This is a genomic window from Kosakonia sp. S42, assembly GCF_016624785.1.
GTDB lineage: Bacteria > Pseudomonadota > Gammaproteobacteria > Enterobacterales > Enterobacteriaceae > Kosakonia > Kosakonia cowanii.
Map to the genome: position 1 here is coordinate 117,636 of NZ_JACVTW010000002.1, position 20,482 is coordinate 138,117.

17 protein-coding genes and 1 tRNA gene are annotated in these 20,482 nt (G+C 44.8%); 15 read left to right on the forward strand and 3 right to left on the reverse strand.

All coding sequences use genetic code 11. From position 1 onward, the window contains the following. Positions 1-6: 6 nt before the first annotated feature. Together IAE50_RS04035 and IAE50_RS04040 are read right to left on the reverse strand one after the other, a co-directional pair. Positions 7-873, reverse strand: coding sequence for a fumarylacetoacetate hydrolase family protein (locus IAE50_RS04035; protein ID WP_076769195.1), 867 nt, complete (start codon positions 871-873; stop codon positions 7-9). A 22-nt stretch (positions 874-895) separates the two neighbouring features. Continuing rightward, positions 896-2,260, reverse strand: a complete 1,365-nt coding sequence (locus IAE50_RS04040) for a 2-hydroxycarboxylate transporter family protein (protein WP_023480841.1) — start codon at positions 2,258-2,260, stop codon at positions 896-898. 335 nt (positions 2,261-2,595) lie between these two features. Here IAE50_RS04040 and IAE50_RS04045 point away from each other — a divergent pair, with 335 nt between their 5' ends. Both IAE50_RS04045 and IAE50_RS04050 read left to right on the forward strand, forming a co-directional pair. Further along, positions 2,596-4,230 carry a sensor histidine kinase gene (locus tag IAE50_RS04045; RefSeq protein ID WP_200579626.1) on the forward strand — a complete coding sequence of 545 codons (1,635 nt, stop codon included), beginning with the start codon at positions 2,596-2,598 and terminating at the stop codon, positions 4,228-4,230. Further along, complete coding sequence (locus tag IAE50_RS04050; RefSeq protein WP_042716834.1) at positions 4,220-4,912, forward strand: response regulator; 693 nt, start codon at positions 4,220-4,222, stop codon at positions 4,910-4,912. Before IAE50_RS04045 ends, IAE50_RS04050 begins: the two co-directional genes overlap by 11 nt. A gap of 24 nt (positions 4,913-4,936) precedes the next feature. On the opposite strand, the gene IAE50_RS04055 is transcribed toward IAE50_RS04050, so the two are convergent. Continuing rightward, complete coding sequence (locus IAE50_RS04055) at positions 4,937-7,072, reverse strand: ornithine decarboxylase (RefSeq protein ID WP_200579627.1); 2,136 nt, start codon at positions 7,070-7,072, stop codon at positions 4,937-4,939. A 398-nt stretch (positions 7,073-7,470) separates the two neighbouring features. Between IAE50_RS04055 and IAE50_RS04060 the strand changes: the two genes are divergently transcribed. The 13 genes from IAE50_RS04060 to IAE50_RS04120 all read left to right on the forward strand — a co-directional run bounded on the left by IAE50_RS04060 (position 7,471) and on the right by IAE50_RS04120 (position 20,400). After that, entirely contained in the window at positions 7,471-8,190 is a 720-nt protein-coding gene (locus IAE50_RS04060; protein WP_200579628.1) for a DUF554 domain-containing protein, read from the forward strand. A gap of 105 nt (positions 8,191-8,295) precedes the next feature. Then, positions 8,296-8,371 (forward strand) — tRNA-Phe (locus tag IAE50_RS04065). A 160-nt stretch (positions 8,372-8,531) separates the two neighbouring features. Continuing rightward, positions 8,532-9,806 carry an integrase arm-type DNA-binding domain-containing protein gene (locus tag IAE50_RS04070; protein WP_200579629.1) on the forward strand — a complete coding sequence of 425 codons (1,275 nt, stop codon included), beginning with the start codon at positions 8,532-8,534 and terminating at the stop codon, positions 9,804-9,806. Positions 9,807-10,082: 276 nt separating this feature from the next. Next, entirely contained in the window at positions 10,083-11,264 is a 1,182-nt protein-coding gene (locus IAE50_RS04075; protein ID WP_200579630.1) for an acetyl-CoA C-acetyltransferase, read from the forward strand. A 23-nt stretch (positions 11,265-11,287) separates the two neighbouring features. Then, positions 11,288-12,028: an acetoacetyl-CoA reductase gene (gene phbB / locus IAE50_RS04080; protein ID WP_200579631.1), complete on the forward strand. Its 741-nt coding sequence runs from the start codon at positions 11,288-11,290 to the stop codon at positions 12,026-12,028. Positions 12,029-12,056: 28 nt separating this feature from the next. After that, positions 12,057-13,049 (forward strand): 3-oxoacyl-ACP synthase, encoded by a 993-nt coding sequence (locus tag IAE50_RS04085; protein WP_200579632.1) that lies wholly within the window; start codon positions 12,057-12,059, stop codon positions 13,047-13,049. A 23-nt stretch (positions 13,050-13,072) separates the two neighbouring features. Continuing rightward, positions 13,073-14,851: an indolepyruvate ferredoxin oxidoreductase subunit alpha gene (locus IAE50_RS04090; RefSeq protein WP_200579633.1), complete on the forward strand. Its 1,779-nt coding sequence runs from the start codon at positions 13,073-13,075 to the stop codon at positions 14,849-14,851. Then, the gene (locus IAE50_RS04095; RefSeq protein WP_200579634.1) at positions 14,835-15,443 is read left to right on the forward strand and encodes a 2-oxoacid:acceptor oxidoreductase family protein; all 609 of its coding nucleotides are present in this window, start codon (positions 14,835-14,837) and stop codon (positions 15,441-15,443) included. Before IAE50_RS04090 ends, IAE50_RS04095 begins: the two co-directional genes overlap by 17 nt. A 20-nt stretch (positions 15,444-15,463) precedes the next feature. Further along, positions 15,464-16,690, forward strand: coding sequence for a multidrug effflux MFS transporter (locus IAE50_RS04100; protein WP_200579635.1), 1,227 nt, complete (start codon positions 15,464-15,466; stop codon positions 16,688-16,690). Beyond that, positions 16,683-17,396, forward strand: a complete 714-nt coding sequence (locus tag IAE50_RS04105) for an acetolactate decarboxylase (RefSeq protein WP_200579636.1) — start codon at positions 16,683-16,685, stop codon at positions 17,394-17,396. Before IAE50_RS04100 ends, IAE50_RS04105 begins: the two co-directional genes overlap by 8 nt. Before the next feature lie 21 nt (positions 17,397-17,417). Further along, positions 17,418-18,179, forward strand: a complete 762-nt coding sequence (locus IAE50_RS04110) for an acetolactate decarboxylase (protein WP_200579637.1) — start codon at positions 17,418-17,420, stop codon at positions 18,177-18,179. A gap of 175 nt (positions 18,180-18,354) precedes the next feature. Beyond that, positions 18,355-19,155 carry a helix-turn-helix transcriptional regulator gene (locus tag IAE50_RS04115; RefSeq protein WP_200579638.1) on the forward strand — a complete coding sequence of 267 codons (801 nt, stop codon included), beginning with the start codon at positions 18,355-18,357 and terminating at the stop codon, positions 19,153-19,155. Between the two features lie 318 nt (positions 19,156-19,473). Then, the gene (locus IAE50_RS04120) at positions 19,474-20,400 is read left to right on the forward strand and encodes a hypothetical protein (RefSeq protein WP_200579639.1); all 927 of its coding nucleotides are present in this window, start codon (positions 19,474-19,476) and stop codon (positions 20,398-20,400) included. Positions 20,401-20,482: the final 82 nt, after the last annotated feature.

A 20,482-nucleotide genomic window follows, 5' to 3' on the forward strand; every position in this document is an offset into this window, starting at 1 on the left:
TCGTCCTTAGTGCGCTGCTGCCAGCGCCTGCTCCGGCGCTTCCACGATCACATTGCTGAGATGCCCGATCTTCTCGATCTCTACTTCGATGCGATCGCCCGCCTTCATAAACAGCGGTGGCGTGCGTTTTTTCCCGACGCCGCCCGGTGAGCCGGTGATGATCACATCGCCCGGCGTCAGGCTGGTGAAGGTGCTGATGTATTCAATAAGCTCAGCGACTTTGTGGATCATGCTGGCGGTGGTGTCATCCTGCACCATGCGGCCATTGAGCCAGGTGCGGATGGCGAGCGTGTGCGGGTCGGGGATCTCATCGGCGGTGGTCATCCACGGGCCAAATGCCCCGGTCTGCCGCCAGTTTTTGCCGGCGGTAAACCAGCTGTGCTGCCAGTCTCGCGCCGAGCCATCCATATAGCAGCTGTAACCCGCCACATGGCTTAAGGCCGTTTCGCGGGCGATATTCTCCCCGCCTTTACCGATAATCACCGCCAGTTCGCCTTCGTAATCGAACTCGCTGGAGTGGCGCGGTTTCACCACCGGCGCGTTATGGCCGGTTTGCGAATCGGCGAAGCGGACAAACAGCGTCGGCGCCGGGTTGTGCTGGTCGAACTCTTTGCGTTTTTCGGCGTAGTTCATCCCGACACAGAGGATTTTCCCGGGGTTATCAATCACCGGCAGAAAGGCGATCTCATCAAAACGCAGATCGGCGGCTTCTTCGCTGTAGCGCGCGGCCTGCGCCAGCCCATCGTCGGCGGCGAGCAGCGCTTTTAAATCGGCGTAGCGGTCGCCCAGGCGCTGGCCGAGGTTGACGACGCCTTCCGCGCTGACGATGCCGTAGCTGCGGATACCCTGGTGAACAAAGCTTGCGAGTTTCATATCAGTTCCTGTAATTCCTGAATCAGACGAGGAAGTTGCCGAGCACCAGCAGCGAGATGGAGACGTTAATTGCCCCACCAATGCGGGTAGCGATCTGTGCGAACGGCATCAGGCTCATACGGTTACCTGCGGTAAGAATGGCGACGTCGCCGGTGCCGCCCTGCCCGCTCTGGCAGCAGGAGACGATGGCAACGTCAATCGGGTGCATGCCGATCTTTTTACCGACGAAGAAGCCGGTCGCGACCAGCGCGGAGACGGTGCTGACAATCACCAGCAGGTTATTGATGGTGAAAGCGTGAACCAGCTCTTCCCACGGCGTAATGGCCACGCCAACGGCGAAGAGGATCGGGTAGGTGACTGAGGTCTGGAAGAATTTGTAGACCACCTGCGAGCCTTCCAGCAGACGCGGCGAGACGCCGTGAGCGAGCTTAATCAGCACCGCGACAAACAGCATGCCGACCGGCGCAGGCAGGCCAATCAGTTTGTGGCCGAGCATACCGATCATATAGAGCAGCACCGCCAGCAGCGCGCCTGCGGCAATCGTCGTGACATCGGTTTTACCCGAGAAGGCCGGAGTGGCAGAGGCTGGTTCGTCGCCGTTACTGCGGTTCGGCATCAGTTGGCCTTCGCCAGTGAGGTGCGGGAAGCGTTTACCAAGCTGGTTCAGGCAGCCGGAGATAATGATCGCCGTCAGCCCGCCGAGCATCACCATCGGCAGCACGCGACCCAGCGCAACGCCCTGATCCATATGCAGCAGCGTGGCGTAACCAATTGACAGCGGGATCGCGCCTTCGCCCACGCCGCCCGCCATGATCGGCAGAATGATAAAGAAGAAGATCTGGAACGGCTCCATGCCGAGCGCCATGCCAACGCCCATGCCGACCAGCATGCCGACGATTTCACCGCACAGCATCGGGAAGAAGATACGCAAAAAGCCCTGAATCAGCGTGGTGCGATTCATGCTCATAATGCTGCCAACAATAATGCAGCAGATGTAGAGATAGAGAATGTTGGTCGATTTGTAGAACTTGGTGGTGGACTCAACCACCACATCCGGCAGCAGGCCGTAATAGACCATCGCCGAGGGGATAAAGGTGGCGCAAATCGCCGCCGCGCCCAGCTTGCCTACAATCGGCAGCCGCTTGCCAAACTCGCCGCAGGCGAAGCCAAAAAAGGCCAGCGTGGCGACCATCACCACGATATCGCTCGGCAGTTTACCGCCAAGGCAGTCGACGGCAATTAATGCCCCTGCCAAAAGAAAGAGCGGCAGGGGAATAATCCCGACTTTCCAGCTATCCATAATGTGCCACCACTTATCTTTCAGTGATGTTTTATCAAGCGTTCGCGACTTTCCGGGTACAGAGAATGAATCGTCAGTTGTGCTCATAATTAAGCCCCTTCGTTATTTTGTGCTTACAGCGTAGTGGGCTAAATACACACTTTATGTGAGGGCAGGCATATTAAAACCAGAGTTTTTAAGGCACCTATGGTTTTTATGGTTTCTTCTATTTTGCGTGAGCCGGCTCTTATTTATTGCCGTGGTTTTTATGGTTTTTTTAAAAGGAAATACATGTTCATAACAAACCGTAACAGGAGGTTGTAACAGCTTGTTTTTCCACAGCAACACGCGCTGTGTAAGGGATCACAAGTTTCCCGCAAACTGCTCGCCCGCGCAGGGAAAAGTGTTACATTGAGCCTTTCCTTATTGCTGCGCGTGTCGTTATGAAAGTCTCCTTTCAAATCAAGCTGTTTATCTCGCTGGTGCTTTTCTTCTCCGGCCTGTTCGTCCTGCTGGGCGTTTATTATTACAAGGACGTCGGACGCCAGCTCTATCAGGAGATGAGCGCCCGCGCGAAAATACAGGCGGAAGAGATTGCGATTATTCCGAATCTACGGCGCTCTGTCGCCGACAAGAATATTCCAGCTATTAATCAGTTTATGCAAAAGGTGGTTTCCCACAGCGATGCCAGCTTTATTGTGATTGGTGATAATAAAGGCCTGCACCTATTTCACTCCGTGCATGCAGATGTGGTGGGAAAAACGCTGGTCGGCGGCGATAACGCGGAAGTATTACAGGGCAAAAGCACCACTACTATTCGCAAAGGCGGGCTGGGGATTTCGCTACGCAGTAAAGCGCCAATTTTTGATGATAATGGCCGGGTGGTCGGCATTGTCTCGGTTGGGTATCTGACCAGTTATCTGGATGCCATCACCCTCGGCAAAGTGATTAATATCTTTATCGCCGCCGTACTGCTGCTCGTCGCGCTGTTTGTCTTCTCCTGGTTTTTTACCCGCAGCATTAAAAAGCAGATCTTCTCCCTTGAGCCGCGCGAGATTGGCCTGCTGGTGCGCCAGCAGAAAGCGATGATGGAGTCGATCTACGAAGGGGTGATTGCGATTGATCGCGAGTCGCGCATTGAGGTGATCAACCAGGCGGCGCGTAAGCTGCTGGGGTTGAGCCAGCCGACCCGTGCTCTGCGAGGCCATGCGATTAGCGATGTCATTGCGCCGGTGCCCTTTTTTGCCGCCGAGACGATGCTGGAGAGCGACACCCATGATGAGATTTGCCGTTTCAACCACCTGACGGTGATCGCCAGCCGGGTGCGTATTATGCTTGAAGATAGCTTACAAGGGTGGGTGATCACCTTTCGCGATCGCAATGAGATCGATAGCCTGAGCGCACAGTTAAGCCAGGTAAAGCGCTATGCTGACAACCTGCGCATTATGCGCCACGAGCAGCTTAACCGCATGACCACCCTTTCCGGGCTGCTGCATATGGAGCGTTATGACGAGGCGGTGAACTATATTCAGGCCCAGTCGGAACACGCTCAGGAGCTGCTGGACTTTATCTCCTCGCGCTTTACCTCGCCGACCATTTGCGGTCTGCTGCTGGGCAAAGCGGCGCGCGCGCGGGAGAAAGGCGTGGAGCTGAACTTCGACCCATTAAGCCGCATGGATCGCCCCTGTCGTGGGCTGGCAGAAGCGGAGCTGATCTCCATCATCGGCAACCTGCTGGATAACGCTATTGAAGCAACCCAGCGCGCCACCCTGCCGCACGATCCGGTTGATGTGCTGATCCTGCTTAACGAGCGGGAGCTGATCATTGAAGTGGCGGATTGCGGGATTGGGATCGATCCGGCGATTGCCGATCGCATTTTTGAACGCGGGGTGACCACCAAACGCCGCGGCGATCACGGCATTGGCCTCTATCTGATCGCCAGCTATGTCACTCAGGCGGGCGGCGCGATCGAGGTGTCGGCTAATGCGCCCCGCGGCACCATTTTTTCTCTGTTTATTCCTGAAACGGGCAGCGCTCCGCGCCCCGTTGCCACCCTGGATGAGATGTATGCAACATGAACCGATAGACGTGCTGATCGTCGAAGATGAAGAGACGCTGGCGCAGCTCAACGCTGAGCTGGTGAGTAAACATCCGCGCCTGCGGCTGGTGGGGATGGCGTCATCGCTGGCGGAAGCGAAAACACTCCTTAGCCAGCGACAGCCGCAGCTCATCCTGCTGGATAACTACCTGCCGGATGGCAAAGGCATCACGCTGATTAGCGACCCCGAGATTATCAACGCCAACTGTTCGGTGATCTTTATTACCGCCGCCAGCGATATGGACACCTGTAGCCAGGCGATCCGCAACGGTGCTTTCGACTACATTCTCAAACCGGTGTCGTGGAAGCGCTTGAGCCAGTCGCTGGAGCGCTTTGTGCAGTTCACCGAGCAGCAGCGGGTGTGGAAGATTGTCGACCAGCAGAACGTCGACACCCTCTATCAGCTACAGTCGAAAAATTACCGCCAGGATAACGGCAGCAAAGGGATTGAAGAGAGCACGCTGGCGCTGGTGCAGAAGCTGTTCGCCGACGACGAGGCGCGCTGTTTTTCCGTTGATGAGGTGGTAAGCGAAACGGGGCTGAGCAAAACCACCACCCGCCGCTACCTTGAACACTGTGTCGAAGCGGGCTTTCTGGCGGTGGAGATGCAGTATGGCAAGATTGGTCATCCGCGACGCATTTACCGCCGCGCGGCCGCCTGAGACGCATCCCAGACGGCGCGGTAATTACTTAAGCACGTATCCATAGAGGCGCTTGATGCCATCGGCATCGGTTTCCGAGTAGACGCCCTGAAGCTCCGGCGAAAAGCCGGGCAGCAGGTTAACCCCCTCCTCCAGCGCGAGGAAGTAGCGCTGCACCGCTCCACCCCACACTTCACCCGGCACCACGCAGAGCACGCCCGGCGGATAGGGCAGCGCGCCCTCTGCCGCAATGCGCCCTTCCGCCTCGCTGATGCGCACCAGCTCGACGTTGCCGCGAATAAATTCACTATTGGCATCCTGCGGATTCATCGCCACCGCCGGGAAGCTCTCTTTGCGGAACATCGCTTTTTGCAGATCTTTAACGTCAAAGCTGACGTAGAGATCGTGCATCTCCTGGCACAGCTCGCGCAGGGTGTAATCGCGATAGCGCACCGGGTACTTGTTAAAGATGGTCGGCAGCACGTCAGCCAGCGGAGTGTCATCTTCAATATGCTGCTCAAACTGGGCGATCATCGCCACCAGCTGCGCCATCTTCTCCGCGCTTTCGGCAGGCGTCAGCAGGAAGAGGATCGAGTTGAGATCGCACTTCTCCGGCACAATGCCGTTTTCACGCAGGTAGTGCGCCAGAATGGTCGCCGGAATGCCGAAATCGGTGTATTCACCCGTTTCCGCATCGATGCCCGGCGTGGTGAGCAGCAGTTTGCAGGGATCGACAAAATATTGATCCTGCGCGTAGCCCTCAAAGCCGTGCCACTTGTCGCCCGGTTCAAAGCTGAAGAAGCGGCGCTTGCGGGCGATAAGCTCGGTGGGATGATCCTGCCACGGGCGACCGCCGATCACCGGCGGCACAAATGGCTGGATCATTTTGCAGTTGGCGATGATCGCTTTGCGCGCCTCAATGCCCAGCTCAACGCACTCCGCCCACAGCCTGCGCCCGCTCTCGCCCTGGTGAATTTTGGCGTTGATATCCAGCGCGGCAAACAGTGGATAAAACGGGCTGGTCGAGGCGTGCAGCATAAAGGCGTTATTCAAACGCTTGTGCGGGCAAAAGCGCGCCTGGCCGCGCAGGTGGTTATCTTTTTTGTGGATCTGCGAGGTTTGCGAGAAGCCCGCCTGCTGTTTATGCACCGACTGGGTGACAAAGATCCCCGGATCGTTTTCATTCAGATCGAGCAGCAGCGGCGAGCAGTCAGCCATCATCGGGATAAACTGCTCGTAACCGACCCACGCCGAATCAAACAGGATGTAGTCGCACAGGTGGCCGATCTTATCGATCACCTGGCGGGCGTTGTAGATCGTGCCGTCGTAGGTGCCAAGCTGGATCACCGCCAGGCGGAACGGACGCGGCTGTCTGGCCTTATCAGGCGCGACATCGCTGATTAAGGTGCGCAGGTAGGCTTCATCAAAACAGTGATCGTCAATGCCGCCAATAAAGCCAAACGGGTTGCGCGCCGCTTCCAGATAGACCGGCGTCGCCCCGGCCTGAATCAGCGCGCCGTGGTGGTTGGATTTATGGTTGTTGCGATCGAAAAGCACCAGATCGCCGCGCGTCAGCAGCGCATTGGTCACCACTTTATTAGCGGCGGAGGTGCCGTTAAGCACAAAGTAGGTTTTGTCGGCGTTAAACACTTTGGCGGCAAACTTCTGCGCGTGCTTGGCGGAGCCTTCGTGGATCAGCAAATCACCGAGCTTGACGTCGGCGTTGCACATATCGGCGCGAAAGACGTTCTCACCGAAAAAGTCATAAAACTGGCGGCCTGCCGGGTGCTTTTTGAAAAATGCGCCGTGCTGGTGGCCGGGACAGGCGAAGGTGCTGTTCTTCATCTCAACATATTGACGCAGCGTATCGAAGAACGGCGGCAGCAGCGTCGCTTCATAATCACAGGCGGCGGCTTCCAGCTCCAGCCACTCCTGTTCGCGTCCGCTAATTACCGCCGTCACGCCTTCGGGCGCGGTAACCGGTTCGCCGGAGAAGAGAAAGACCGGCAGATTAAAACCAGTGCGTTTGAGCAGCGCGAGAATGCCGCTGCGGCTCTCCGCTACCGTCATGACGACTGCCGCCACATCCGTAAAATCGGTACTCTCAAGGGAGATCACCTCGCGGTGGGTTGAGAGGGTGGAGAGCAGCTCGCGGCTGACGGCAATTTTCAGTGAGTTCATAAGCACGAATACCCGTTTCAGGGGAGTAAAAAGCCCCGGACGAAGCGGTGGCTTCGCCCAACGAAAATGTCTGGCTGGGATCAGCTCCGGACGCCAGACATCAGTAAAAGCAGAAAACCGCTGATCTTACTGTTGTCCTGCGGTGAGCGTGCGCTACCCTCACCGCATGGTGAGAAAGAGTGACGATAAGCGGGGGCGAGTGGCCCTGGCACGGGCGTGAAACGCAGTGTCAACGGCTGAAATGTACAGCATCAGGCGGCCCCGTCAGATGGATGAAAATTCGCGCAATCATGTCATTTTTACCCCGCAGGCGCAACCTGGGTGGCACTTCGCCGCGCATAAAAATGCTATGGTATGCGCCTTCTTATTCATTTTTATGGCACTTCAGGAGTGTGAACGTGCTGACAGGTCCTTTTATTAACGCGGCTGCCGTGCTGATCGGCGGCACGCTCGGTGCACTGATGAGCCACCGTTTACCGGAGCGCGTGCGCTCATCAATGCCCTCCATTTTTGGCCTTGCTTCGCTTGGCATCGGCATTTTACTGGTGGTCAAATGCGTCAACCTGCCGGTGATGGTGCTGGCGACGCTGCTCGGCACACTGATTGGCGAGCTCTGTTATGTTGAGCGCGGCATCGGCGGCGGCGTTAATGCCCTGCGCAAGCTGGCGCAGAAGCGCAACGCGGTCGAGTCAGCCTCCAGCGCCCATGAGTCGTTTATTCAGAGCCTGGTGGCGATCATTATTCTCTTTTGCGCCAGCGGGACCGGAATTTTTGGCGCAATGCGCGAAGGGATGACCGGCGATCCCAGCATCCTGATCGCCAAAGCGTTTCTCGATTTCTTTACCGCGCTGATCTTCGCCACTTCCCTCGGTATCGCCGTGGCGATCATCTCGGTTCCGATGCTGATTATTCAGCTGACGCTCGCCACCTGCGCGAGGCTTATTCTGCCGCTCACCACCCCGGCGATGATGGGCGATTTTACCGCCGTCGGTGGAATTCTGCTGCTGGCGACCGGGCTGCGCATCTGCGGGATAAAGATGTTTGCCGTGGCGAATATGCTGCCGGCGCTGGTGCTGGCAATGCCGCTATCCGCCCTCTGGACGGCCTTTTTTGCCTGAGTGCGCGTGCAATGGGCAGAAAGTGGTGATAGATTGTGCACTCTGTGACGAAATGAAGAAATTTCGTTGACGGAGCGCAGTGAATCAGGTTTAATGCGCCCCGTTGCCCGGATAGCTCAGTCGGTAGAGCAGGGGATTGAAAATCCCCGTGTCCTTGGTTCGATTCCGAGTCCGGGCACCACTATTCTTTTTTTATGCTTCCTTATGAATTTTTATATTATTTAAATTCAATAGGTTGGCGTAAAAAGTCTTTCCGATACGTATTGATTTATCCCTTCGTATCTGGAAAATTTGGGGTCAGATTGCGGGTCATTCAGTTCGACAACTGGAGTGACCCTCACATGTTAACTGACAGCAAAATCCGCTCAGCAAAACCTCTCACAAAATCATACAAACTCACCGACTCGCAAGGCCTGTACCTGGTGGTATCGACCAGCGGCGCTAAGCTATGGTATTTCCGCTATCGCCTCGATGGTAAAGAAAGCCGTCTGGCCTTTGGCCCCTATCCCCAGACTACGCTGGCGGAAGCCCGCGAAAAGCGCGATGCAGCGCGCAAGCTGCTGGCGTCTGGTATCAGCCCTTTTCAACTTCGCAAGACGCATAACACCGCCGTTGATGAATCCCGTACATTCCAGCATGCAGCGACGGCATGGCACACCAGCAGTCTTAAGCTCTGGTCGGAAGCTCATGCCGAGAAAATTCTCACCTGTCTGAAACGCTACGTTTTCCCCACTATCGGCGCGATGGATATCGCTCAGGTTGAAACCCGCCATCTGGCGCAGTTGGTTAAGGCCATTGACGATAAAGGCGTGCATGACGTCGCCGGACGGGTACGCCAACATCTGACCAAAATCATGCGCCACGCCGTACAGCAGGGTACGATTAAATATAATCCGGCTTACGATTTGGAGGGTGTCGTGACCCCGGTGGTGACCCAACATCACCCCGCCCTGCCGCTGAAACGCCTGCCAGAACTGCTGGAGAAGATGAGTAATTACAAAGGCAGGGAACTGACTCGTCTGGCGCTGGAGCTGAATCTGCATGTTTTCCTACGCTCCAGCGAGCTACGGCTTGCCCGCTGGGATGAGTTCAACCTGAAAGCGCATATCTGGACCGTACCAGCCCAGCGTGAGGCCGTAAAAGGCGTAAGGTTCTCAGAGCGTGGCGCAAAAATGAAAGATGAACATCTGGTGCCACTGTCACGCCAGGCGGTCGCCCTGCTACAACAGATTAAGCTACTTACCGGAGACTCAGTATTCGTTTTCCCAAGTTTTCGCTCTCTGGATAAGCCAATGAGCGAAAACACTATCAACAAGGCGCTGCGCGTGATTGGCTATGACACCAAGACAGAAGTTTGCGGCCACGGATTCAGGACAATGGCCTGTAGCGCCCTGAATGAGTCCGGATGCTGGTCAAAAGATGCCATTGAGCGGCAGATGAGTCACAAAGAACGCAACGGCGTGCGGGCTGCTTACGTGCATAAAGCCGAGCATCTGGAAGCAAGAATCGAAATGATGCAATGGTGGTCGGATTACCTCGATGTGTGCCGAGATACATATGAACCTCCCTATGTATGGAGCAAACAGGGAAAGCTCATAGGTTGCTGCAAAGGATAATTGAAATTGAGGAATAATTGAGAAGAATTTCATCTTTAATAAACCTCATGTAATTCTGATTACGAGGGCTAAAACAGACCATTATCACAACAAGAGTAGATAATACAAATGAAAAACAAATTCATGTTAATAATGTAAAAAAATGCCAAGATGATTCATACAGTCGATTAACTTTCCGGGGTGAGAAAAATCACCCCTGAAATTTATTATGAGTGATGACATCTTTAGCTGCGAGCGGTAAAAAAAGTTAATTCTTTATGATTAGCTGGAGGCTATATGGCAAATAACGTTGTTATTGTATCAGCAGCAAGAACTGCCATAGGTTCCTTTGGAGGAAGCCTATCGCATTATCCAGCAATAGATTTAGGAGCAGAAGTTATAAAAGGATTGATTAAAAAAATCAAGATACAGAGTGAAGTCATTCAGGAAGTTGTTATGGGAAATGTTCTCACCGCCGGATTAGGACAAAATCCTGCTCGGCAAGCAGCATTAAAAGCAGGATTGCCGATCGAAACATGTGCTTATACTGTCAATGAAGTTTGTGGCTCAGGATTAAAAGCAATAGCTCTTGCATCTGATGATATCAGATGTGGTAACGCTGAAATTGTCATAGCTGGTGGGCAAGAAAACATGGATATGGCAGCCCGAATTTTATCCGATTCTCGAACAGGCAAAAGGTTAGGCGACTTAAAGCTTATCGATACTCTAATCAATGATGGATTGAGCGATGCATTTAGTAAATGCCATATGGGTATTACAGCAGAAAACATAGCTAGACATTACAATATTACAAGAGAGGAGCAAGATGAATTCTCATACCTTTCACAACTAAAATGTAAAAAGGCAGTTGATGCAGGAAAATTTTTGGAAGAAATAATCCCTTTGGAGCTGGAAAGTAAAAATATAGTATTTGGTAAAGATGAATTTCCAAAACCAGATACAACAATAGAAAAACTTCATTCATTAAAACCAGCTTTTGAAAAAACGGGTACGGTTACAGCCGGGAATTCAACAGGCATAAACAACGGAGCATCAGCAGTTGTTCTTATGGCTGAAAGTAAAGCGAAAGAATTAATGATCAGCCCTATGGCACGAGTTGTAGCATGGGCAGAAGTTGGAGTTGAACCAAGCATGATGGGAACAGGTCCAATAGAAGCATCATTAAAAGTGCTTAGAAAAGCAAATCTTAAAGTTTCTGATCTTGATTTGATAGAAGTCAACGAAGCGTTTGCCGCTCAAACCATCTGTGTTAATAGACAAATAGGTTGGGACACCAAGAGAGTAAACGTCAATGGCGGCGCGATAGCTTTAGGGCATCCTATTGGTGCCTCAGGAGCCAGAATATTGACAACATTAATTCATGAAATGATAAGAAGAAGTTCCCGTTATGGTTTAGCAACATTATGCATTGGTGGTGGCATGGGTATAGCGATGATCGTCGAAAACACCAATAGCTGAATTTTATATTTTCAGGGGGTTGTATGAAAACAAGATTAGCACTTGTTACAGGAGGAACCAGAGGTATTGGATTTTCAATAGTTAAAATGTTACATGATGAAGGGTTAAAGGTTATTGCCATATCTAAAAATGATATAGCAGGAAAAGAATGGCTTCATGACTCAATCGAAAAAGGATTAACAAATCTAGATTATTATTCGTGTGATGTCACAAGCCCAAGCTCTTGTAAAAAGGTCATTTCATCCATCATCGATGAATATGGCGTAATTGACATTCTAATCAATAATGCTGGAATTACAAGAGATAAAACATTTAGAAAAATGACACTCGATGATTGGCAATTAGTAATAAATACGAACCTGATGAGTTTGTTTAATATAACTCAACCAATAATAAACGGGATGATCGAAAAAAAATATGGCAGGATAGTTAATATCTCATCAGTTAATGCAGAAAAGGGGCAATTTGGACAAACAAATTATTGTGCTGCGAAAGCGGGAGTCATTGGATTCACAAAAGCCTTAGCGTTAGAATTGGCAAGTATGGGAATCACTGTAAATGTTATATCGCCTGGCTATACTGAAACAGATATGGTTATTGGAAAAGTTCCTGTTGATTTCTTAAAAGAATTAATAAATAAAATACCAATAAAAAGGCTTATTAAGCCAGGAGAAATTGCTGAGGTTGTACGTTTCTTAATAAGAGAAGACTCCAGCTATATAACAGGAACCAACTTTCAAATTAATGGAGGTTATTACATGTAGGTGAATTTAGTAAAAAAGGGGAAAAATAATGAGCTGTGGTATTAAAAGTATAGGGCTTTATCTTCCACCACGAGTAGTAACGGCTTCTCAAATGTCAGTTAAAACAGGAATTCCCGAAAGTATTTTGATAAATAAATATGGGATTAGTAAAAAGAGAGAGGCTCGCAAACATGAAACAAGTTACTACATGGGGGTAAAAGCGGCTGAAAATGCATTAAATAAAACCTTAGTAAAAGCAAAAGATCTTGATGTAATTATATGGGTTGGTAGTCAAAATAACGAAAAAATCATGTGGATTACGGCAATTAGTATTGCAAAAGATATTGGTGCCGATAACGCATGGGCTTTCGATATAAACGCCTTGTGTGGTTCTATGCTAGTGGGAATCACTATTGCACAATCACTGTTAGATACGCATCCTGAATATAATAATGTATTACTTGTCGGAGGTTGTAGAGATGTTGATTATTTAGATGAAAGTGATGCAAATACACACTTCTTGCTAGATTTAAGTTCAGGGGCAGCATCAGTTTTAATAAGTAAAGATAACAAAGAAAACAATATATTAGGCGCTAGTTACAAGTGTGATGGTTCACTGTCGAATGTATGTTATGCGATAAAAGATTCTGGTATTATTAATGGAAAAGTGAATGAAAGAATCAAATTCACAATGACAGAGCCGGATATATTTAAATCGGCACTCAAAGAATCATCACTAAATAATTTCGAGATGGTAATAAAGGAAGCATTAAAAAAATCAAACTTACAATTAAATGATATAGATTACCTAGCTATTCTTCATGTGAAAAAATCGGCTCATGACGAAATTTTAAATAGAATACAAGTAGATAGTTCCAAGTCATTATATTTGGCAAACTATGGTCACATGGAGCAATTTGATCCCATTTTATCATTATGCTTAGCAAAATCCCGGGGAATAATCAGAAGCGGTAGCAAAGTAGTTATGGTTAGTGCTGGTTTAGGGTTTATCTGGGGAGCAATAGTTATTGATTATAAGTAATTAATATCAATGTCGAGGTTACTATGAATAAAATTATGACGGCTAACGATGCAGTAGCACGGGGTGCATTTGAATCTGGAATAAAAGTTGCTACTGGCTATCCAGGAACACCATCTACTTCAATCATTGATAATATTCAACAAGATTACCAAAATATTTATTGTGAATGGTCGGTGAATGAAAAGGTTGCACTTGAGGTCGCTATGGGAGCCTCATTCTCAGGAGCAAGAAGTTTGGTAGTCATGAAAACGGTTGGCCTAAACGTTGCTCATGATGCTTTAATATCTGCTGCTCAGTCACAAATCAATGGCGGGCTGGTAATTGTTGTAGCCGATGACGTAGGCAGAATCACTGATGATTATAATGATTGCCGTTATTATGGGAAAAGTGCAGGAGTTCCCATCCTTGAACCAAGCGACAGTTCAGATGCTTTGAAACTAACAAAATTCGCATTTAAATTGAGCGAATTATATAGCCTTCCTGTACTGATCAGACTGACTACTGTTACGTGTAAAACTAGCTCTATAGTTGACTTTGATGAAAAATATAAATACTCAGAAGTCAGAAATCTTAAATATAAAAAGAGTTGTTACGCTGTGTTGACAACAACAACTATGATTGGTATGAAAAATAACTCCAATCCCAAAGTAACGAATTTTAATAATGATTTTATCGGTTCAATGGATAGATTAAAAGATCGGCTATCTGAGAATAGTAATATCAATCCCATTGAATTGAATGACAAGAAAATTGGTTTTATTACCTCCGGATCCTCATATTTTTATCTAAAAGAAATTTTACCACAAGCGTCGATTTTGAAGTTAGGAGCTGTTCACCCACTTCCACTAGGGCTTATTAAAAAAATATCTAATCATGTTGATAAATTATATGTTATTGAGGATGGCCAGGCAATTATTGAAAGTGAGATTAAGTCAATGGGAATAAAGATAGAAAATGATCTCAATTTAAATAAATTCCCGAATTTTACTTTTTTCACACCCGAAATAATAAAAAGTATATTTCTCCCAGGTGCAGAAATTATGCAGCCATTAGAGGGAGTTCCGTTTAGATTGCCAATGAATTGTGCAGGTTGCTCACATCTATTTGTATATCATATACTTAAGAAATATCGCTTTAAGGCAACGACAGATGTGACTTGTGGTGGATTAGGGATTTTTCCCCATATCAATGCCTTTACTAATGCTAAACATATGGGCAGTTCTATAGGGATAGCCCATGGTTACAACTGTGCAAGTAATAATCAAGAAAAATATATTGCAGTCATAGGTGATGGAGGATTTTGGGCAACCGGTATAAATGGCCTAATCAATCTCACATTTAATAAGGGAAATACTAAAGTAATCATAGTCGATAATCAGTGCATAGCGATGACTGGTGGTCAAAATGTACCATCTACCGAATCCGATCGAACATTCTCACTCAGTATAAAAGATACATGCGAATCTTTGGGTATTAGCGACGTTATAGAGGTAGACCCTTATCAAATTGAAGATTTTGAGCAAAAAGTTGTCTCGGCTATTAATAGAGATGGTAATGGGGTAATTATCGTCAAAAAAGAATGCTTAGTTAAATATAAGCCTTCTAAAACTGGTATCTGCGTGATTAATCAAGATTCTTGTCTGAAATGCAAAGCATGCCTACAGATTAGTTGCCCTGCCCTTGAAATATTAGAAGATAATCAGGGGGAAAAAATCCATATAGATGAAGATTTATGCATCGGGTGCAAACTATGCCTCTCAAATTGCCGAAATGGAGCAATCAATTATGAAACAGTTCAGTAAACTAAATATTATCTTTTGCGGCGTAGGTGGACAAGGTATCATTTCATTAGCGAAAATGGCGCAGAAGTTACTTCTTCAAGATGAATATACGATAAAATGCTTTGATGTCATGGGATTAGGACAAAGAGGAGGAAGTGTTTCATCACATCTCCGTGTATCTAAAGACAAAATCATGTCACCGCTAATTCCAGTTGGAGAAGTCGATTATTTAGTTGGTCTGGAACAAACTGAAACACTGAGAAACTTACATTATTTATCTCCTAAAGGATATGTGATTGCTTGTGATTATAAATTAACATCTCCTAGCGTAAACTCTGGTTTGGAAAAAGACCTGAGTCTGCAATTTAAAGATATATTTGAAGAAAAAAACATCAAAGAGATAATTTTACCAATGAGCTATTTCAAATCTGAAAAACTCAGCCATGTCAATTTGAATTTTTCCCTGCTATCTATTTTACTAAGCATGCTGGAATATAACCTAGAAGATGCACGCTCTGTTTTAAAATCAATATTACCTGTGAACAGAGTGCAAGAAAATCTTTTTGCCTTTGAAAAAGGTATTACATACTTGAATAATAAAAACTTGCTTTAGAAATATATCCGGAGTTGATTATGGATTCCTATAAATCACAGATTTCACCAATAAGTGCGTTTCAAATAAAAACGTTGATTTTTTCTATTCCCTTTTTAATGGGGTTGGGAGTCGACCTATACGTCCCATCACTACCTGCTATTAGTAATGCATTTAATACACAGGAATCCACGGTCCAACTGTCTATTGCAACATATATGTTTGGTTATGGTATTGGGCAGTTTTTTTTAGGTATTATTTCAGATTCATTAGGAAGACGATTAATTTTGAAATATTGTAGTATAACTTTTTTGCTATCAAGTTTGTTCTGCATAGCTTTAGTTCCTTCAATTTACTGGCTAAATCTCTGGAGATTCATTCAGGGTTTAAGTATTGCAGGGCTTGCAGTTGTTGCACGAGCCATGATAGTAGATGTTTTCTCTGGCAGTGATTTGTTTAAATTCACTAATTATTTTGGACTAAGCTGGTCACTTGGTCCGATTATTGGACCAAATATTGGCGGTTACTTACAAAATTATTTTGACTGGAAAGCTAATTTTGTTTTTTTTGCTATCTATGGGATGTTTTTAGCTCTTATATCTTTTGTGAATTTACCAGAAACCAACAAAAACCTTAAACCATTAAATAAATCATTCAATGTGCATAACATTAAAAAAGTAACTTTGGATATTCCTTTCTTAATCTACTGCTTTATTGGTGGGATAGGTTATGGCGTTATAGTTTTATTCAATGTGGTTGGCCCATTTTTATTGCAACAAAAATATTTCATGACTCCAATTCAGTATGGACATTATGCTTTGGCTCTTGGTTTTGCGTATTTTTCTGGCTCTTTAACAAATAAAAAACTAGTGAATAAAATAAAAAGCATTAACATTCTTAATATCGGTCTTATTTTTTGTTCAGCATTAAGTATTTTATTTTTTATTCTTACGAGTTACATAGACAGTACATTTCACCTAATTATTTTAGGTCTTTTCTTTATTTTCTTTTTTATTGGATTTATTGTTCCAAATACACTTGCTAATTCGATGAAACTGTTCCCCTCAAGAGCTGGGACAGCCAGCTCTGTATTTGGCACACTCACGGGCGTGATAGTATCAGTTATCTCTTCCTTCGGTTCTCTTACCGTCTCATTAGCCCCAAATTCCCTTTTTCTTAACTATATTTTTTATTTTATAGTTTCCTTTTGTTTATGTTTACTCATACAGTTCAATGTTTTTACCACAAGTGGAGATAACGATGAATAGAGATATTTTTCAACTATCCTTATATGGTGTAACTTTTGTTGGCCTTTTGGATGGTATTATGGAGTTATCACGAATAAAAGAACATGGTAATTTTGGCATTGGAGCCGTAGAGGGATTAGAAGGCGAATTAACTTTCGTTGAAGGTGAATTTTACCATGCAGACCAAAACGGTAATACTCATAAGGCATATCTGTACTCAAAAAGCCCCAAAATGACGGTCACTGAATTTATCGCCGAAGATAATATTACGATAGAAAAAAGAGTAAATTTTTCCGATCTTAAAAAGGAATTGATGAAGGGTTTTCTATGTTCAAATTATTTTTATGCCCTCAAGATTAAAGCTAATTTTGATTGGATCAAGTTGATGTCTTATCCAAAACAAATAAAACCATACCCTTCTATTGATAAAATAGCCAGAAATAAGAAAATTGATACTATTTATAAAACCGAAGGATACATGATTGGTTTCTACACTCCCGTATCACTTGAAGACCTATGTGGTCCAAGTTGGCACTTCCACTTCCTTGATATAGAAAGAAATTTAGGGGGGCATATTATTGATTGTTCTCTTTCGAATATTTCCGTCCAATACCAATATAAAAACTGCTTAAATATTCAATTACCTGACAATCAAGAATTTCACAAGTGTAATTTACATGGAGTTAAAGAGCAGTTAGAAAAAATCGTTTCTTCATTTAACGACTGAAATTTAATTTACGGAGGAGTCATGTTGAATCACGATAAAACTGATGTATATACGCAAGTGTCAACCAGCCAAATACTATGCAGTGGACTATTGGAAACTAACTTTACTGTTAAAGACTTAAAAAATTATGGTGATTTTGGTTTTGGCGCAACGGCTGGCATGCAAGAAAACATAATGATTTTGAATGGAGAAATAATTTCACCTACAGATAAAGCTATCGAACACCATGTTGCCATTTGTTTTCTATCTTATTTTATTTCTGACAGTGAATTAACATTAGAACATTCTATGGATATTAATGAGTTGAGAAAGGAGATCCAATCTTTTTTGATTTCAGAAAATATTGTTAATCTTGTAAAGATAAACGGGCATTTTGATTTTATACAGACATCATCTTTTCCTAAATTTAAAAAACCATATCCTATAATAACAGAGGAAATAGTTAACAACTCTACAAACAAGATCTTTTACGATACTTCAGGTACACTCTTAGCATTTTGGTTACCAGATTATTGCAAATGCATCAATGCTGGCGCTGGCGGGCTTCATATACATTACATAAGTGATGATCGAAACATTTGTGGGCATGTTTTAGACTGCCATATCACATCAGGGAAAGTAAAGTTGTCATCTAAACATACAATTTCATTAAAATTACCTGATTGTTCTGATTTCCATCAGTTAAATATTTGTGAAAACTCTATTGATAAGAGGATAGAAGCATGGGCAAAAGAAGGGGTTGGTGGACGAGAAGGTTCAAACACGTCTGGTTTTGATATATAAAAGCGCTATAAGGTAATAACTTGATGTTGCTAAACGTAAACGTATGCATATTGCTTGCCGTACATTAGCCACATGATTTAATTATGTTTTCTGTGCGGCATTTTTTGGTTGTTGCTTTTAAATTGGTTAATGGTATAAATGTAGGGAGGGTATGTTGAGCAATGTCAGGTATATTATGAATTATATACGTTTAAAAGATGTTTCTGTCCACAAAGAATTTCCTGATGATAAGCCCAGGATACAACTTTCAGATATAGAAACTCAGAACATACTTTCAAAAAACCATCATCTTATTCAGGGTACGAAATCATTCCTTAATCATGTTCTGGATAATATTTTAGTTAATGAGAAATTTATTATTCTAAGTGATGAGCACGGCACCATTATTAATGCTATTGGTGATACGCTCATAATGCAGCATTTTTTTGAATCAGGTTTTAAGCTTGGGACAAAAATGACTACTGATTCAGTTGGTGAAAATGCGCTTGCAGTTTCTCTAGAAAAAAAAAGCATAAACATATTCAGGCCCGAACAGCATCAAATAGGTTTTTTGCAACAATGGACTGAGATTGGAACACCCATCATCGTTTGTGATAAGGTAGTAGCTGCTATTTCTATTAACATTCATTTTGAAGATGACGTATCCCACTGTAATCTGGTCGTGGATTTAATTTCAAGATATATTTCAGCATTATTAGAAAAAGAAAGTTTATCTAAATACAAAACAGATAAAAACAGATTCTTCGGGTATTTAATATTAAATAATGAATTTAGATTAACCCCGAAGGAGATACAAGTCCTATACGAAATTTTCCGTGGCGAAAAAATCTCATCTCTTCATGAAAAATTGTTTGTCTCGACAAACACAATCAAAACTCATTTGAAAAACATTTACAGCAAACTTAATGTCAATGGCCACAAAGAATGCATAACATTAATTGATAATGTTATTATGAATAAACTAAAGAATTCATAACGGCATTAGTAATGCGCCCTGTACTTTTTTCCATAATTATATTAACTTGATGTTTTGGCTTACCTATAAATCAAAACGCCACATGCTCCACCTATTAACCCCCATTCCCCGCTAACGTCCCAAGACAATAATAGCAAATAACATTACTTTTCTTTTTATTAGCTCACTGACATCACCTCAATTTATTTGACTTATCCATCAAGGCATCAAACCTCATAAAACAGTAATGTGTTTCCATCCTGGTGCCGCCAATTTTAATTTAAGGTTCATATTGCATTCGAACACAACTCTTTTTAGTTAAATAAAAGGGGCAGTGCCATGTCAGACGTCTTAAGTATTGTAAGAGCAAAAAATAACGCACAAGAATGGGTAACAATACAGGAAGCAGTAGAAATAGTCACCCAAAAGTCCAATGTTAAAATGAGATATTGTGACATTTTAAGAAATGCTTTATATGGAAACATACTTATATCAATTTACTTTCAATCCCCAGTAATACTACGGAAGGTAAACACATCTAACTACAAAATAAAATTAACTCCTGGAGAGAGTTCATTTTATTATAAACTGTGTCATCTGGATAGTGTAAGATTCTTAAATGATACAAACCTTATTGTTAGTACTGAAGATATCTATTTCACTTCTAATCAAAGAGTAATAGACACGCCATTGATTGGATACGAATATGTGTTTGTGGAACGCTTACTCGCACAATTATTGAAATTACCTTTACCTAAATTAGATACAAGTGAGAATAATTATGGTATTTCGGTCTGTTTAGATGGCAATTTATATCAAATATTTGAAAAAACCACATGGGAAGAAAGAATTAAAAAACAAATAAATCACCTTCCAAAGAGTATCGCCCCAATCATTACCGAACAAGTTTTATACAACAAACCGATTAAAGACAACGGGAATATTTTATTCCCATTGTATCATTTGCCAAAAAATACTTGTTTTGTCATACGAAATGAACAGCTAGATAAATTATTATGCATTATTACAAAAAACAAATCATCAGTAACACCTTCATCACGTATATCAACCCCTTTATCCCGGCTATTTTGGCTTGCATGCAAACATAATGAATCTATTACCCCCTTGATTAATAAACCTTATAAACTCCTTTCTATCTTTGAGCAATGGGCATTATCAGATGGTATTACAGATCATCTAAGCGCTGAGACACTAAAAAGCGCACTACAACGCGGGTCACCTTCTGAGACATCCTCATCCCATTAATATCATCCTAAACCGCCAAAACAGTAACCCCTTAGTAAGGGTATCTGCATCCTTATTAAGGGGTTACATGCTTTTCCGTAGG

Coding starts and splice junctions, on each gene's coding strand:
- phbB (WP_200579631.1), top strand. CDS start 11,288: ATGAAAACAAGATTAGCACTTGTTACAGGAGGAACCAGAGGTATTGGA.
- IAE50_RS04085 (WP_200579632.1), top strand. CDS start 12,057: ATGAGCTGTGGTATTAAAAGTATAGGGCTTTATCTTCCACCACGAGTA.
- IAE50_RS04110 (WP_200579637.1), top strand. CDS start 17,418: ATGTTGAATCACGATAAAACTGATGTATATACGCAAGTGTCAACCAGC.
- IAE50_RS04040 (WP_023480841.1), bottom strand. CDS start 2,260: ATGAGCACAACTGACGATTCATTCTCTGTACCCGGAAAGTCGCGAACG.
- IAE50_RS04115 (WP_200579638.1), top strand. CDS start 18,355: ATGAATTATATACGTTTAAAAGATGTTTCTGTCCACAAAGAATTTCCT.
- IAE50_RS04100 (WP_200579635.1), top strand. CDS start 15,464: ATGGATTCCTATAAATCACAGATTTCACCAATAAGTGCGTTTCAAATA.
- IAE50_RS04105 (WP_200579636.1), top strand. CDS start 16,683: ATGAATAGAGATATTTTTCAACTATCCTTATATGGTGTAACTTTTGTT.
- IAE50_RS04095 (WP_200579634.1), top strand. CDS start 14,835: ATGAAACAGTTCAGTAAACTAAATATTATCTTTTGCGGCGTAGGTGGA.
- IAE50_RS04035 (WP_076769195.1), bottom strand. CDS start 873: ATGAAACTCGCAAGCTTTGTTCACCAGGGTATCCGCAGCTACGGCATC.
- IAE50_RS04045 (WP_200579626.1), top strand. CDS start 2,596: ATGAAAGTCTCCTTTCAAATCAAGCTGTTTATCTCGCTGGTGCTTTTC.
- IAE50_RS04090 (WP_200579633.1), top strand. CDS start 13,073: ATGAATAAAATTATGACGGCTAACGATGCAGTAGCACGGGGTGCATTT.
- IAE50_RS04075 (WP_200579630.1), top strand. CDS start 10,083: ATGGCAAATAACGTTGTTATTGTATCAGCAGCAAGAACTGCCATAGGT.
- IAE50_RS04120 (WP_200579639.1), top strand. CDS start 19,474: ATGTCAGACGTCTTAAGTATTGTAAGAGCAAAAAATAACGCACAAGAA.
- IAE50_RS04070 (WP_200579629.1), top strand. CDS start 8,532: ATGTTAACTGACAGCAAAATCCGCTCAGCAAAACCTCTCACAAAATCA.
- IAE50_RS04050 (WP_042716834.1), top strand. CDS start 4,220: ATGCAACATGAACCGATAGACGTGCTGATCGTCGAAGATGAAGAGACG.
- IAE50_RS04055 (WP_200579627.1), bottom strand. CDS start 7,072: ATGAACTCACTGAAAATTGCCGTCAGCCGCGAGCTGCTCTCCACCCTC.